The organism is Desulfovibrio sp. SGI.169 (assembly GCF_050313595.1).
In the GTDB taxonomy this organism is placed as follows: domain Bacteria; phylum Desulfobacterota; class Desulfovibrionia; order Desulfovibrionales; family Desulfovibrionaceae; genus Desulfovibrio.
Genome location: NZ_JBNPLS010000009.1, coordinates 23,676 through 37,802, shown reverse-complemented (window position 1 = coordinate 37,802; position 14,127 = coordinate 23,676). Strand labels below are relative to the sequence as shown.

The following is a 14,127-nucleotide window of genomic DNA, read 5'->3' as shown; positions in this document are numbered from 1 at the left end:
CGCTCACGGGCGTTTGCGCATGAAAGCAATGCCCGGATAGATATGCAGATATTCAAGATCCGTCCGCCGCATTGTTCCCAGGCCATGATCACAGGCGGCATCCCCCATGCCCACCTCATCCGCCAGTTGTTTGAGAAAGCCGGGGATGCCGCTCTGATGGCTTTTGAAGCGCTCGCCCAGAAATTTCAGGCGCAGGGGCATGCCCTTCCAGAGTGTGCTCAGGCAGCGCGGAATCCACTGGCTGACAGACATATGGCCGGCCATATGCAGCTTTTTTCCGCCGGGGAAACGGGGCCAGTATCCCGTGCCCCAGTCTTCAATAACATACAGCCCGCCCGGTGCCAGCAAAGGGAAAAGAAGCTTGAAGCTGGCCTGCGTCAGCGTGCCTATATGCGAACAGTCATCCACAATGACGTCAAAGCGCCGCATGCCGTTTTCGGCGAGTATTTTATCGTAGAGCGCGGCGCTGTCCTGCGAGCCCGTGTAGGTCTTGATGCGCGGCGTGGAAAAAACGCGGCCGCATTCATTGATATCCACTCCGCAAACCGTGGCCTTGGGCAGCAGCCCGGCGAAAAATTCCAGGGAATTGCCGTCAAATATGCCCAGTTCGAGAAATGAAATCTCCCGGTCCGCAAGGCGCCCTAAGTAGTTGAAATAAAGACGAATATAGTGTTCAGGCTTCAAGGCCCTTTTTGTCCTGTCATTATAGGAGTTCTGATATCGTTGCTTAAGTTCGCCTTCATTCATCATGGGCCTCCTCCTGAGCCGCGGTTTGCATGTGGCTGAGCACGCGAGATTTGCGTCAGGGGCATAGTATATAAGTTAGCATATAAGTTCAAACAAAAGGAGCCGTATGCGCATAGCCCTGCAAAACTTTACCGGCGGCGAGGTGGCGCCGACGCTTTCCGCCCGCTATGATCTGGCCCGCTACCGCAATTGCGTGGCCTGCATGGAAAACATGCTGCCCGGCCCGCACGGCGACGCGGCCCGGCGGCCCGGCACCCGCTTTCTGGCTGACCTGGGCGGCGGCGCGGTGCTGATTCCCTTCAGTTTCAGCGCCGAGGCCGGGCAGAATTTCGCCCTTGTTTTCGGCGAAAAAAGCCTGCGCATTGCCGACGTCCACGGGCTTGTGAAAGGCGTGCCGCCCATCGTCGCTCCCTACGAGGCAAAAGACCTGTTTGAGCTTTCCCACGCCCAGACCGGCGACGTGATTTACCTGGCCCACCGCCGCTACCCCCTGCACAAGGTGGTGCGGCGCGACGCTGCGGGCGCTTCCGGCGGCTACGCCTGGAGCCTGGAAGAAGTGGTTCTGAACACCTCCCTGCCCGCGCCGGCGGCGCCGTCGGTGAGCTTTTCCGGCAGCGGCGGCTCCCACACGCTGCGTTACAAGGTGGCCGCCGTGGACCACAAGGGCCGCCAGTCGCTGCCGTCGCCCGCAGGGCAGAGCGCGGGCGCGCGCCATCCCTCGGACTGGGTGCAGGGCAACAGCGCCGTCATCTCCTGGCAGGCCGTGGAAGGAGCGGCAGAATACAATATCTACCGCGAAGAGGCAGGCTATTTCGGCTTTATCGGCATCTCGCGGGGCGTCACGTTCAGCGACCAGAACTACCAGGCCGACACAACCGACACCCCGCGCGAAGACTGGAACCCCTTTGCCGACGGCAACAATCCCGGCGTGGTGGCCTTTCACCAGCAGCGCATGGTTCTGGCCGCCACACCGGCGGCGCCCCAGGCCTTTTACATGTCGCGCACCGGCGATTTTGAAAACTTTCGCAAGTCGCGTCCCCTTCAGGACGACGACCCGGTGGAATACCTCATCGCCTCCGGCTCCATCGACGCCATCACCTGGGCCGCCAGCTTCGGCGACCTGCTGCTGGGCACATCAGGCAGCGAATACAAGGCCGGGGGCGGCGACGGCGCGGCCATCACCCCCAACAGCGTGAGCATCACGGCCCAGTCCTACTGGGGCAGCGCCGGGCTGACGCCCATCATCATCGGCAATTCCATCCTGCATGTTCAGCGCCACGGGGCCCGCGTGCGCGACCTTTTCTACTCGCTGGAAAAAGACGGCTACGCGGGCAACGACCTTTCCATTCTTGCGCCGCACCTTTTCGAGGGGCACAGTCTGAAGCAGTGGGCCTATCAGCAGACGCCGGGCTCCACCATCTGGATTGTGCGGGACGACGGCCTGCTGCTGGCCTTCACCTATATGAAGGAGCACGACATCTGGGGCTGGTCGCGCCAGATCACGGACGGCCGAGTGCGCTCCGTGGCCGCCCTTTCGGGCCGGGACAGCGATGTGCTGCTTCTGGTGGTGGAACGCGAAATACAGGGCGAGACGCGCTGTTTTCTGGAACGCCTGGGCGATCAGTGGCAGGACGGCGCGCCCGTGGAGGAGGCTTTTTTTGTGGACTGCGGCCTGACCTTCCGGCGTGACTCTCCGTCCGCGCGGGTGGACGGCCTGGAGCACCTGGAAGGGCGCGAACTTTCGGTGCTGGCCGACGGCAGCCCGGTGGAGGGCTGCGTAGTGCGGCAAGGCGGCATCGTCCTGCCCTATCCGGCGGGCGTGGTTCAGGCCGGGCTGGGCTTTGTTTCGGCCCTCTCGCCCCTGCCGGTGGAAAGCGACACCCAGTCCGGCTCCACTCTGGGGCGCGGGCGTTCCCACGGGCGCTGCACGGTGCGCCTGCACCGCAGCGTGGGCGGCAAATACGGCCCCAGGCGGGATGAATTGTACGACCTGCCCTTTCTGCCGGAGCGCTGGGGCATGGCCGTGCCCCCCTTTTCCGGGGATGTGGACTGCATTCCCGGCGGCGGCCAGAGCAGCGCGGCCACAGTCTGGCTGGTGCAGGACAGGCCCCTGCCCTTCCGGCTGACGGCGCTGGTGCTGGATGTGGACTTTGGCGAACATTGACGGAGGAAGCCATGCTCAGTTTTCAGAAGGAAGGATTCAGTCAGATACGGGACGAGGTTCGGTCTCTGGCCAGGGCCCATTGGGATGAGGTGGAAGCCGCCCTGCACGGCGCGCAGGTTTATGAGCCGGACACGGCGCGATACGCCACTCTGGAGAAACTGGATATGCTGGTTGTGCTCACCGCCAGACACGATGACGGTCGTCTGGCGGGCTACGCCGCCTTCACGGCGCTGCCCTGCCCGCACCGGCCGGGCCTCACGCTGGCGGCCCTGGACGGCCTGTACCTCGCGCCCGGGGCGCGGCGGGGCCTGGCCGCCCTTGCCCTGCTGCGCCGCGCCGAAGCCTGCCTCGCGGCGCGCGGCGTGGGGCTTGTCCAGTACAGTTCGCCGGCTTCACGCCCCTGCGACGCGCTCTATCGCCGTCTCGGCGCGCGGCATACCGAAACGGTCTGGCACAAAAACATCATGCCGAAGGAGGTGCGCTGAATGGCCATTGCAAGCGGCGTCGCCGCCGCCATCAGCGCGGCTGTGGCCCTGGCCGGCGCGGCGGCGGGCACGGCAAGCGCGGTTCAACAGGCCCGGAACCAGCAACGTCAGGCCCGCTACCAGGCCGGCCTGGCGGAGCGCAACGCCAGAATTGCGGAGCAAAATGCCGCCCTCGCCGATGAAGAGGCCCGCGCCGCCCGCAGGGAAGGCGTCGAGGACGCGGCCCGCAAGCGGCAGGAGACAGCCCGGATTATCGGCGCGCAACGGGCCGAGGCCGGGGCGTCGGGCGCGCGGGCCGACGCGGGCGGCGCGCTGGATCGCGTGCTGGACACGGCGGAAAAAGGCGAACTGGACGCCCTCTCTCTGCAACAACGGGGCGCGGATGCGGCCCACAATCAGCGGCTGCGGGCCTGGGGCCTGCGCAATCAGGCCCAGAGCGCCGGCCTTGAAGCCCGATACCTGCGCGAACGAAGCAATACCGACTATCTGGGCCTTGGCTCCACCCTGCTCAACGGCGCAAGCCGAACCGGACGCAACTTTTTCACGCTGGGCGCGCGGGGCCCGCGCCTGCGGTAGACTTCCGCCGGGCCGCGGCGTAAAAATCCGGCCCTGATCATACTGTTCAATATATTCCCGGCAATTACATCAACACATACATATAGCGCAATCGATATCCCACGCGGCTTCCGCCCCGTGAAACAAGCGTCCGAAACCGTGCCCCGCTTCCGGGCTGACGTCGCCCCGCCCCTGAGAAAAGCATTTTCCCGGGGGCGGGGCGTTGCGCATACCTCCCCCACACCTTTTTCATCAGGAGAAAACCGCATGGCACAGCGCAGTCGCCCTCAAGCGCCCACATCTCCCCCCTCCGACATTCTGCGGCTCGACGCCTTTGTGAACGCCGTCTACCTGCCGCACGTCAAAATGCGCAAACGCAGCTGGCGCGTGGATGAGCGCATTACCCGGCAACGCCTTTCACCGGTTTTCGGGGCCAGGCGGCTGGACGGCATCCTCAGGGGCGAGGTGGAAAACTGGCTGCACGGTCTGGCGGCCCAGGGTCTGAGCCCGGCCACCTGCAACCGCAATCTGGCTGTATTCAAAAGCGTCTGTTCCCTTGCCATGCTGCACGGCGTGCTTCCCGCCGGCCAGTCGCCCTGCGCGGGCGTGCGCGCCTTCAAAACGCACTGGCAGCGGGAACGCTGCCTCAATCTCGCGGAAGCCCGGCGGCTCATGCGGGCGCTGGAGCGTTCGCCCTGCCCGGCGGCCGCGGCCATCCGCCTGCTGCTGCTCACCGGCGCGCGCAAAAGCGAAATTCTCAGGGCCCGCTGGGAAAATGTGCGCCTGGATCAACGCCTGCTCACCGTGCCCCTGTCCAAATCGGGCAGGCCGCGCCATATTCTGCTCTCTGACGAAGCCGTGGCCGTCATCCGCGCCCTGCCGCGCGCGCCGGGCTGCCCATGGCTTTTCCCCGGCCATGCGCCGGGCAAGCCGCTCAGCGATGTTTTTCTTTTCTGGAGTGCCCTGCGGCGCGGGCTGGGCCTGGCCGATATGCGCATTCATGACCTGCGGCACTCTTTTGCCAGCTTTCTGGTCAATGCCGGGCATTCGCTTTATGAGGTGCAAAAACTGCTGGGACACAGCGACCCCAGAACCACCATGCGGTACGCCCATCTGGGGCAGGCCGCCCTGCTGTCGGCGGCCCAGGTCGTCAGCGGCTTTCTGAGCGTGAAGAACGGGTAGCGGAGCAGCCGCCCCGCCCGGCGGCAAAAGACCGCCCGCGCGCGTCAGCCGCGTCGCGCCCTCCCTCGCGCAGACGCAAAAAGGCCCCGCATCCGTCGAGATGCCGGGGCCTTGCATTTAAATATACGAGCGCCCTACGCCATGAACGCGTCGTACAGCTCAAGGCCGGTCCAGCACTCGTAGAGCACCAGAATAATCAGTATGGTGTTGCCCACGCCGTGCACGAGGGGCAGCCAGAAGCGTTTTTTCTTGTATTTGTTCATGACCCCGCCGGTGATCAGGCCCAGAACGGACAAGGCCATGACCGGCCAGGCCATGAAGGCGTGGCCGCCCGTGATGTGCGTGGCGCCGAACAGGCTGTGCGTGACATAAAAGCCGAAGGCCCCGGCCGTCCAGATCAAAAGGCCCAGCGTGCCCAAGCGCACATGGGTTCGCCAGGGAAAGACGACCTTGCGGCCACGCAACATCTGAACGCGCTTCCATCCCTGCCACATGGCCAGCAGGCCGATGAGCGCGGCCACACTCTGCATGACGGGGTGAACCCAGAGAACCAGCGTATCCCACATAACAGCGTATCTCCATTAAAACATTTTGCATTTGAAAATATCCGCCAGCCAAAACCATGTTCTGACCCGCAGGTTTCACGCCTCCATCAGAGCGACAGCAATGTAGCGCCGCTGCGCCGATGTGACGGCGGAGTCTCGCCCCACCCGGATTCGCAGAGCGTTTCCATGAACGAAATGCCCTAAATCAGATCAGGCCGGCAAACGGCGCAAAAAAACCCGCGCATGCCTCCTGAAAGCGGGGCGCGACGCGGGTTTCGCATCAGACAGCCGGGTTAGAACGTGTAATTCAGTTCCTCAAAATGGGCCTGGGGGTGATTGCAGGCGGGGCAGACGTCCGGCGCGCTTGCGCCCTTCACCAGGCAACCGCAGTTGCGGCAACGCCAGACCGTGGGCTTGGAACGCATGAACATGCGGCCTTCCCTGATGTCGGCGGCCAGCTTCAGAAAGCGCTTTTCGTGATAGGCCTCGGCCACGGCGATATTGCGCATGACGGCGGCGATTTCAGCAAAGCCCTCCTTGTCGGCCACGGCGGCAAAGGCGGGGTACATTTCGGTGTGCTCATGGTTTTCGCCGGCGGCGGCGGCGATCAGGTTGGCCGCGCTGTCCGCGATGACGCCGGCGGGATAGGCCGCCTGAATTTCCACGTCGCCGCCTTCCAGAAACTTGAACAGGCGCTTGGCGTGCTCTTTCTCCTGCAGGGCCGTTTCCGTAAAGATGTCGCGCACAAGCACATAGCCGTCCGACTTGGCCCTGGCGGCGAAATAATCATAACGGTTGCGGGCCTGGGACTCGCCGGCGAAGGCGGTCAGAATATTTTTTTCAGTCTGGGTGCCTTTCAGAGATTTCATGCTGTACCTCAGCCCGCTGTCGGGCATGGTTGAATGAGTTGCAGAAGAGAAAAACAAAGGGATAGCCCCGCTATCCCTTTTAATTTCTTACCCACTGTCGGTTTATCTGTCAAGCCGGGCGCACGCTCAGGCCTGCCCGGCGGCGTTCAACTGCGCTTCCAGCGCGGCAATCTGGGATTGCAGGGCGCTTATCCTGCTGTTGACTCCCGCATCTGCCGCGCCGCCGCTGATCTGTGAAGCCAGGCTCAACAGTTGGCTTGTCAGTGACTCAATCTGCTTTTTGATGCTTTCCGCGTCGCTGGAACCCGAAGAGGACGACGAAGCCGTCCCGCCGCCGGAACCGCCGCCCTGGCCCTCAGCCGCTGACGCGGCGCTGCCCGCATCATACTTGTGAATCTTTCCAGAAAAAAGCTTTCTGGCCTCGTCGGAAATGCTCACCGTATCGCCCGAGGCGTCGCCCCGGCTCGCGGACGCGGCTTTCCGCGCGGTCGAATCCGTGGCAGAAACGGCGTCAAGCCCCCAAAGACTGCCTGCATTATATGCGGTTCCCACTTCCATGGCTGCTCTCCTGCGCTGGCTGGGAAATTTTTTCTCCCACTGCGTGTCCACGCTGGGGGGAAGCAAGTTTCGCGCCAAAAAACGGGCTGCCGCAATCCGCCGCTTTACACTCCCCCCCCGCCTGTGGCAGCCTGCCCGCATGCCCGAAAAAACTGCCGCCTTTCTGTCGCCAGACGCCCCAAACCTTACGGCGGTCTTCACGCTTGCCGACGGCGCCCGGCTTACGGCGCGCGTGCGGCGTTCGCCCCGCGCCCGCCAGGCCCGATTGAGCCTGGCCCCGGACGGCGCTCTGCTGCTGACGGCCCCCGACCACTGGCCCGCCGCCGCCGTCGAGCGGACGCTGCCCCGCTTTTTGCCCTGGCTGGAGCGCGCCTGGCGGCGACACCGGCAACACGCGCCGAAAGCCGCCCTGCCGCGCGTGATTGTTTTGCCCCTGCCGGGCCTGGAATTTCAGGTGGAACCGGGCGGCGATCTGGCCGAGGGCCGGCGACGCAGCCAGAGCTGCGCGCGCTCTCTGCTGGTCAGCCGGGGGGCGCGCCGCCTGCTGCTGCTGGAAACGCCGGGCCGCCTGCGCCTGTTCGGCCCGCCGGAAGACGCGGCCCTCGGCGCGCTGGCCCTGCGCCGCTGGTGCCGGGGCCAGGCCGCCCGCCTGCTGCCGCCCTATCTTCTGCGGCTGGCCGCCGGGGCGAATTTTTGCCTGAGCGCGGTGAACGTGCGCGACCAGCGCGGGCGCTGGGGCAGTTGCTCGCGCGCCGGCGGCAAAAACGCGCCGCCGCGCGAGGCCGGCGGATTTCGGAGCCTTCTGGACAGGCTGACGGGAAGAAAAAGCCCCCACGGCAGGGAAAGCGCGGCCCATGCGGACGCGCCCCCCGCGGCGGGGCGCATCGCCCTGAACTGGCGGGCGCTGCTTCTGCCTGTGCCCCTGCTGGAGCACCTTTGCTGGCATGAACTCTGCCATCTGCGCCAGATGAACCACTCCCCGGCGTTCCGGGCCGAGCTGGCCCGCTTTTCGCCGCGCTGGCCGGATATGGAAAAAGCCCTCACCCGCGCCTGGCGGGAACTGCCCTGGTGGGCGCTGCATGTCTCTGACCCGGACGCGCCATAGCCCCCAGATATGCCATGAAATCCGCTGATTTTTGCGGCGCGGCCAAAAGCGCGCCTTCCGGCCGCCTCCGTTCCGGCAAAGGGCATGCCTGGCGCAGCCGGCGTATTCCATTTGTCATTGCGCGTGGCGTGCAAGCGATGGCTGCGCGACGGCCCACAGGCTCCATCAATTTTTTGCGAAGCAAAGCCCTTGCAATCAACACCTGAAATTGATATAGTTCATATAAAATTTACCACAATCAGTCCGCACACTGAATCTGTACGCGTTTCCATGCCCTACCGGGCAGCATGAGGTTTGCCATGTCCGACAAAACGTCTTTTTCTCAAACTCTGACCCGACTGCTGCGGGCCCTGAACGCCGGCAGCGACGCCGAGCTGGCCCGCGCCCTGGGCATCACGCCCCAGTCCATAAGCGGGGCGCGCAAACGCGGCGAGGTGCCGCCAGCCTGGATTCAGGCCTGCGCCGCGCAGACCGGAGTCAACGCCCACTGGCTTTTTTTTGGCAGCGGGCCCATGCGCCTGCCCGAAGCCGCTGAAGGCGAACTGCCCAGCGTGCAGGAAGACTGCGAAACCGAGCTGATCACCATTCCGCTGGCCGAAGCGCGCCTGTCCGCCGGAACGGGCAGTATGGAAGTCAGCGCCGACACCGAGGGCGGTTATGCTTTTCGCGGCGATTTTCTGCGCCGCAAGGGCAACCCCCGGCGCATGGTGCTGATGCGCGTGTCAGGCGACAGCATGGTTCCGGAAATTTTTGACAATGACCTGGTGCTGCTGGATCGCGGCCAGACCGAAATCAGCCCGGGCCGCCTTTATGCGGTGGGTTTTGAAGACGCCATCTACATCAAGCGCATCGACAAACTGCCGGGCAAGATTATCCTGCACAGCGTCAATCCGGCCTATCCGCCCGTGAGTCTGGATCTGCGCGGCGACTGTGCGGATCAGTTCCGGGTTATCGGTCGCGTGCTCTGGTCCGGCCGCGAATACCGCTGACCAGCGCCCGGCCCTTGTGCCCGCCCCGCGCATGGCCGCAATATTCAGTGAAACGCTGGATAACGCGTTTCCCGCGGGCGCGCGGAGCAGAGCGCCGCCATTCGCGAAGTGGGAAAACCTTTACAGCAAACGGTGTTGCCGCCAGCCGCCCGATGCGCCGGCGCGGCATGAACGCGCCCAGTCTCCACGCCCGTCAGGCGGTCAACCGCCAAAAAGCCGTTTTTCGGGCCGGCGCGGCGTGCAACAAAAATTGCCCGCGCTGGCCCGCGAGCGTGGGCAATTTTCGTTTTCAAAAGCATTTTGCCTTTGAAAGTCACTATTTCAAAAGCGACGCCGCATTTCCCCGCAGAATGGGGCGCGCGCCTGAAAAACGCGGCCTCATCGAGCGTGGGCGTCCGCTCTCGCGACCGCCCGAAGCTCATGCCTTTTTCAGGGGCGATTCGCCCCCATGCCGCCGCATGAAAAAGGCGGCCTGGCGGCAAACAAAACCCATAACCTGTTTGTCAATGAGGTCTGCGCCTGGTGTCTGCCCGCAAAAGTAGGCACTACAAAACCCGCAAGGGTTTGCGGCGGCGTGGTCGGGCTCCTTGCGAAAAAGCGCGTTTTTTCGCCAACGATCCCGCAAAAATCCTTCGCGGAATTCCGCGAAGGATTTTTGCAATCAGACGCTAGTGATGGCCCGGCCCGGCCTGCTCGAAGGGCAGCGGCTCCTCTGCCAGAGTGGCCACCATCACCGCCTTGATGGTGTGCATCCGGTTTTCCGCTTCTTCAAAGGCCATATTGCGGTCAGATTCAAATACGGCGTCATCCACTTCCATGCACTCAAGCCCGAAGCGCTGGTAAATATCCTCGCCCACGGCGGTATCCCGGTTGTGAAAGCTGGGCAGGCAGTGCAGAAACTTGCAATCTGGATTGCCCGTCTTTTCCATGACGGCCATGTTCACCCGGTAGGGGGTGAGCAGTTCGATGCGCTCTTTCCAGACCTCATCCGGCTCACCCATGGAAACCCAGACATCGGTGTACAAAAAGTCGCAGCCCTTGACGCCCTCTTCCACATCTTCTGCGCGCGTGATTTCAGCCCCGGTGCTCCGTGCAATCCGCCGCGCCATTTCAAAAATTTCGTCCGAAGTCCAGAGGGCCCTGGGGGCCACGGAACGAAAGTTCACCCCCAGCATGGCCGAACCGATCATCAGCGAGTTGCCCATATTGTAGCGGGCATCGCCCAGATAGGCCAGGCACTGCCCGTTCAGGGGCTTGGAACAGCATTCGCGCATGGTCAGCATATCTGCCAGAAGCTGGGTGGGATGCCATTCATTGGTCAGCCCGTTCCAGACCGGCACGGAGGAGAACCTGGCCAGAGCTTCCACACGGGCCTGCTCATAGCCCCGGTACTCAATACCGTCAAAAAAGCGGGACAGCACCCGCGCCGTATCGGCCATGGATTCCTTTTTGCCCATCTGCGAACCGGACGGCCCCAGGTAGGTGACGTGCGCGCCCTGATCATGCGCGGCCACCTCAAAGGAGCAGCGGGTGCGCGTGGAATCCTTTTCAAAAAGGATCGCAATATTTTTATCCTTCATGAACTTGGGCTCGCGCCGCGCTTTTTTGGCAGCCTTGAGCCAGGCCGCCAGATCCAGAAGATAGGTCAGATCTTCCGGGGTGAAATCAATCTCTTTCAGAAAATTTCTGCGTTCCAGTCTGTTCATGCGCTGCTCCGGCCCGCATGGGCCCGGGAAAGGGTGAAAACAAAAGCGGGGGCAAAGCCCCCGGCGGCATGCCGCGCCAGCGTTTTCGCCATGGGGCGCCGGCCGTCACAGCATGCGAATCATGCCGATTTCGTCACAATGGTAAAATTTCGGGCATTTGCTGCACTCAACCCAGACGACCGGGGGCAGGCTTTCCCGCTGAAATACCGCGAAACCGCAATGGCTGAAAAAAGATTCGGCCAGAGTGAACACAAAAACCCTGGCAATGCCCAGGCGGCGGCAACGCTCTACCAGGGCCTCCACCAGCCGCCGCCCCAGGCCCCGCCCCTGGCAGGCCTGATGCACGGCGATGGAGCGTATCTCCGCCAGGTCTTCCCAGAGCACATGCAGAGAACCGCAGGCCACCACGGTTTCCCGCCCGCTGTCCGCCGCCGGGGCCGTGATGACCATATAGTCCTGAATATGCTGGTACAGATACTGCGGGCCCCGCGCCAGCATGACGTTGGAAGAGGCATACTGGTTGATCAGGGCCGACATGCCGTGCACATCCCCCACGCGGGCGGGGCGAATTTCCAGCGCGGACGCCTCGCTGACGCGCACGTCCGGTACAATGATGGTATCCCCGGCGTCAAAACGGGGAATGGCTATGGGCATTGTTTTTTTACCTGTCGGTGTTTGCGGCCGCCCGGCCCACGGCGCGGGGGCGGCGCGGCCAGGGGGCGTCGGGCGCTGGCTCAGGCCTGGGCCAGCGGCATGGGTCCGTCGCGCAGTTCGTCCAGCAGGGCATTGAAGGCTTCTTCGGACATGGGCCGGGCAAATACATAACCCTGCACCAGATTACAGCCCTTGGAGCGCAGAAAGTCCACCTGTTCGGCGTGCTCCACACCTTCCGCCACAGTGCGGATGCCCAGTTGCTGGGCCATGGCGATGATGCTGGAAATGACTATGCGCTCGCGTTTAAGATCGTGACTGTTGCGCAGAAAAAGCATATCCAGCTTGAGCACGTCGATGGGCATATCCTTGAGCACGTTGAGCGAGGAAAAGCCCGCGCCAAAATCGTCCAGCGAACAGATGAAGCCGCGAGACTTCAGTTCCTGCAGAATATCCGCGAAGCACTCGTCAAACAGCGCCAGAGATTCCGTGCACTCCAGCTCCAGCAGACCGTCGGGGATGCCGTAACGCTCTTTGGTGCTGCTGTAGTAGAGAAGAAAATCGTCCTGCATCAGGCTCAGGCGCGAGACGTTCACCGCGATATCCAGCATGGGTTTGCCATCCCTGAGACGCTGTTGCAACCATTCGCAGGCGCGGGTGAATATATACCGGTCAAGCTGGATGATAAAGCCATTGCGCTCGAACAGCGGAATAAAATCGCACGGCGGCACCGGGCGGTCGCTGAACCAGCGCACCAGCACCTCCGCGCCGTGGATGCGGTTGCCGTTCTGGATGTCAACCTTGGGCTGAAAATAGGGTTTGAACTGGTCGCTCTGCAGGGCGGCCTCCATCTTGCCCTCAAGCTCCAGTTGCTGCATGCCCAACCTGCGCATGGACTCGGAATAGAACGCGCAGGTGTGGGTGCTGTCTTTTTTGGCCATGCTCAAGGCGATGTCGGCCCGGTTGACCATGCCCATGAAAGATATTTCTCCGGCACGGTGCGTATCCGTACTGTATATGCCCACATGCAGAACCAGCGGAAATGCGCTGGAATGCGGGCTGCCCTCCCCAAGACGCTTGCCCCATTCCTGAAACTCCCGTATGCACTCCGCGCGATCGGTCATGGGGCAGATGCCCACAAACTTGTCCGCCGAAGCGCGGCAACAAAGGCTCATGGGGCCGCCGCCGTCCGCCAGCAGCCTGGCGACGCGCACCAGTTCCTTGTCGCCCATTTCATAGCCGAACATTTCATTATAATATTTGAAATTCTTGATGTCCGCATACCAAACCGCAAAGGTAATGCCGGGGTTGCGGCGCATCAGCGCGGCGGCGTCCATCTTGAGCTTGCGAAAGTTGCGTATGCCGGTCAGGGGGTCCATAAAGGCCAGCCGCTCCAGCTCGCCGTGGTACTGATTGCCGATCTTCTGCGCGCGCCACAGCAGAAAAAAGGTCAGCAGCAAGGCCAGGCCGAGAATCGCATACACGCTGAACCACAAGGCCTTGGGGGCCAGAGACAGCGCGGTCGCGGGCACGGTGCAGAACAAAAACCAGTTGTTGACGCCCAAAGGCTCGTAGGCGGCGAAATACTCCGCGCCGTTCGAGGTATAGGAGAACACGTCGCGCCGGTTCTTTTGCAGGTTTTCCAGCACCCGTTCCCGCGTCATGTTTTCCAGAACGCCGAGACGAAAGATATCCTCTTCTGCGTCGGCAGCGGAGGCGGAGGAGCGCAGCACATAGGCGCCATTGCCGTCAATGAGCGAGGTCACCGCCTTGTTTTCAAAAAGTGACATGCCCAGAATGCCCAGAAAAACGTCCACCGAATTGGCGGCCATGAGCACGCCGCTGATCGCGCCGTTCTGGTCATGCATGGGAACCGCGCAGTACACCACCGCCCCGGGGCCGAACAGGTTCCCGCGCACGTTGGAAAGCGCGGCCCTGCCCGCAAGCGCCTCCTGAAAAAAAGGAGCGTCGGACAGATCAACATTCCGGTGCAGTTCGCCGCTGATATCCACAAGATCCGCCCGCCCGTCGCGCCCGGCCAGCCCCATGCGCAAAAAAGAGTTGTTGTCGTTGATTTCTTTCAGTACGGGAAGGATTTCCTTTTCCGGCATATGGCCGAGGCTGATGGCCAGACCATACAGCGTCTGGAAGTCCAGCGCGATCTGGCGTTGCAGCAGGGTCTGCAACTGATTGACTGTATCATAGAGATAGAACGCGTTTTCCCGCTCTTTCTGCGAACTGACCTGACGCAGCAAAATCAGGCCGCAGACAAGAATGACGCTGGTAATCAATAAACCCATCGCATAGGTGCGCTTGATCTGTTCGGACTTGCTGGACACGTTCTCTCTCTTAAAAGGTATCGTTACTGATAAGATACAATTATAACTCCTTTCAACAAACTTCGCAAGCCCGTCCGACGCCTGGCGACGCCCTTGAAGCCCTCCGCGGCGGAAGCCCTGCGCCGCATGCCGCGGCGCGTCCGGGAACGCCAGAAACAGCGGGGGCCTTCCTGGCGGCGTTGCCGTCGGCATGCTTTGCGGCTATGCTGCTTCAGCAGCCTCAAGGAGAAGT

The 14,127-nt window shown here is 62.7% G+C and carries 13 protein-coding genes; 6 read left to right on the top strand and 7 right to left on the bottom strand.

Annotated features, from left to right (window positions below; all coding sequences use genetic code 11):
* Window positions 1-3: 3 nt before the first annotated feature.
* The gene (locus ACQRA4_RS06405) at window positions 4-750 is read right to left on the bottom strand and encodes a hypothetical protein (RefSeq protein WP_427822263.1); all 747 of its coding nucleotides are present in this window, start codon (window positions 748-750) and stop codon (window positions 4-6) included.
* A 103-nt stretch (window positions 751-853) separates the two neighbouring features.
* On the opposite strand from ACQRA4_RS06405, the gene ACQRA4_RS06400 reads away from it, so the two are divergent.
* The 4 genes from ACQRA4_RS06400 to ACQRA4_RS06385 all read left to right on the top strand — a co-directional run bounded on the left by ACQRA4_RS06400 (window position 854) and on the right by ACQRA4_RS06385 (window position 5,133).
* Entirely contained in the window at window positions 854-2,911 is a 2,058-nt protein-coding gene (locus ACQRA4_RS06400) for a hypothetical protein (RefSeq protein ID WP_427822262.1), read from the top strand.
* 11 nt (window positions 2,912-2,922) lie between these two features.
* Entirely contained in the window at window positions 2,923-3,396 is a 474-nt protein-coding gene (locus ACQRA4_RS06395; protein WP_427822261.1) for a GNAT family N-acetyltransferase, read from the top strand.
* Window positions 3,397-3,972: a hypothetical protein gene (locus ACQRA4_RS06390; RefSeq protein ID WP_427822260.1), complete on the top strand. Its 576-nt coding sequence runs from the start codon at window positions 3,397-3,399 to the stop codon at window positions 3,970-3,972.
* A 246-nt stretch (window positions 3,973-4,218) separates the two neighbouring features.
* Complete coding sequence (locus tag ACQRA4_RS06385; protein ID WP_427822259.1) at window positions 4,219-5,133, top strand: tyrosine-type recombinase/integrase; 915 nt, start codon at window positions 4,219-4,221, stop codon at window positions 5,131-5,133.
* Window positions 5,134-5,267: 134 nt separating this feature from the next.
* On the opposite strand, the gene ACQRA4_RS06380 is transcribed toward ACQRA4_RS06385, so the two are convergent.
* From ACQRA4_RS06380 to ACQRA4_RS06370, 3 genes are all read right to left on the bottom strand, one after another.
* Entirely contained in the window at window positions 5,268-5,699 is a 432-nt protein-coding gene (locus ACQRA4_RS06380; protein WP_427822258.1) for a hypothetical protein, read from the bottom strand.
* A 272-nt stretch (window positions 5,700-5,971) separates the two neighbouring features.
* Window positions 5,972-6,547 carry a rubrerythrin gene (gene rbr / locus ACQRA4_RS06375; RefSeq protein ID WP_427822257.1) on the bottom strand — a complete coding sequence of 192 codons (576 nt, stop codon included), beginning with the start codon at window positions 6,545-6,547 and terminating at the stop codon, window positions 5,972-5,974.
* Window positions 6,548-6,673: 126 nt separating this feature from the next.
* Window positions 6,674-7,105: a FlxA-like family protein gene (locus ACQRA4_RS06370; protein WP_427822256.1), complete on the bottom strand. Its 432-nt coding sequence runs from the start codon at window positions 7,103-7,105 to the stop codon at window positions 6,674-6,676.
* Between the two features lie 139 nt (window positions 7,106-7,244).
* On the opposite strand from ACQRA4_RS06370, the gene ACQRA4_RS06365 reads away from it, so the two are divergent.
* Together ACQRA4_RS06365 and ACQRA4_RS06360 are read left to right on the top strand one after the other, a co-directional pair.
* Window positions 7,245-8,210, top strand: a complete 966-nt coding sequence (locus tag ACQRA4_RS06365; RefSeq protein WP_427822255.1) for a M48 family metallopeptidase — start codon at window positions 7,245-7,247, stop codon at window positions 8,208-8,210.
* A 299-nt stretch (window positions 8,211-8,509) separates the two neighbouring features.
* The gene (locus ACQRA4_RS06360) at window positions 8,510-9,199 is read left to right on the top strand and encodes a LexA family transcriptional regulator (RefSeq protein ID WP_427822254.1); all 690 of its coding nucleotides are present in this window, start codon (window positions 8,510-8,512) and stop codon (window positions 9,197-9,199) included.
* Window positions 9,200-9,867: 668 nt separating this feature from the next.
* Here ACQRA4_RS06360 and argF read toward each other — a convergent pair.
* The 3 genes from argF to ACQRA4_RS06345 form a co-directional block, all read right to left on the bottom strand.
* Window positions 9,868-10,905 (bottom strand): ornithine carbamoyltransferase, encoded by a 1,038-nt coding sequence (gene argF, locus ACQRA4_RS06355; protein WP_427822253.1) that lies wholly within the window; start codon window positions 10,903-10,905, stop codon window positions 9,868-9,870.
* Window positions 10,906-11,010: 105 nt separating this feature from the next.
* Window positions 11,011-11,559, bottom strand: coding sequence for an N-acetyltransferase (locus tag ACQRA4_RS06350; RefSeq protein ID WP_427822252.1), 549 nt, complete (start codon window positions 11,557-11,559; stop codon window positions 11,011-11,013).
* An 80-nt stretch (window positions 11,560-11,639) separates the two neighbouring features.
* On the bottom strand, window positions 11,640-13,895 hold the full coding sequence (locus ACQRA4_RS06345; RefSeq protein WP_427822251.1) for a bifunctional diguanylate cyclase/phosphodiesterase: 2,256 nt from the start codon (window positions 13,893-13,895) through the stop codon (window positions 11,640-11,642).
* Window positions 13,896-14,127: the final 232 nt, after the last annotated feature.